The sequence below is a fragment of the Oleiphilus sp. HI0086 genome, from assembly GCF_001635225.1.
Genome location: NZ_LWFZ01001522.1, coordinates 1 through 836, shown reverse-complemented (window position 1 = coordinate 836; position 836 = coordinate 1). Strand labels below are relative to the sequence as shown.

Annotated in this window: 1 protein-coding gene; it reads right to left on the bottom strand. The window is 45.3% G+C overall.

Annotation, left to right across the window (positions count from 1 at the left end):
* Window positions 1–836: efflux RND transporter permease subunit (locus A3756_RS25625; protein ID WP_197481549.1), on the bottom strand; the 836-nt coding region annotated here is incomplete at both ends.

Below are 836 nucleotides of genomic sequence, written 5' to 3'. Positions count from 1 at the left end.
ATTTTTCGGATAAAGGGCGGAAGAAATTATCCCGAAAGCGATTAAAACCTTGATCGATTTTTTCCCGATATGAACCCGCTGCATTGGCTTTAAAGGAGCGCTTAAAGGAATGATTTAAATGACCTGGTAAGACGAGAAAGCACTCAATTACAGAGGCGATAATGACACAGATAATTACTAGTGGAATGTCGAACAGAATGTTGCCGATAATGCCGCTAATGAGCATCAATGGCAGGAAGGCAGAAACGGTTGTCAACGAAGAAGATAAGACTGGCACGAACATCCTGCGAGCACCGNCTTCAGCAGCACGTAGAGGGTTTTCACCTTTGCTATAGTGAGTGAGGGCATCTTCGCCTACAACAATTGCATCATCGACAATGATGCCCAGCGCCATGATTAGCGCGAACATGCTGACCATGTTGATACTGCCGCCAACGAGGTAGAGTATTGCAAGTGTGCCCATAAATGATATTGGGATACCGACAGCAACCCAAAAGGCCACACGACCATTGAGGAATATGAATAGGATGCTGACCACTAGAATCAAGCCGCCTAGGCCGTTTTTGATTAGCAGGTTAATACGGTCCTCAATTAGTACGTAGGCTTCATTATAAGCGTGTAACTGAACAGTTTGAGGGAGTAGGGGCTTTGTGTCAGCCAACCAGTTATTAAGAGTCTCAGCTGCTTTCAAAGTGTCGGAAGACTGGGTGCGAAGAACTCGTAACAAAACAGCAGGCCTGTTTTGATAAAAGACCTCTATTTGATTGTCTTTATTACGTTGTTGCACCACCGCGATGTCTTCGAGCTTAATGGGTTCGGCAGAACTTCCGCTTAGT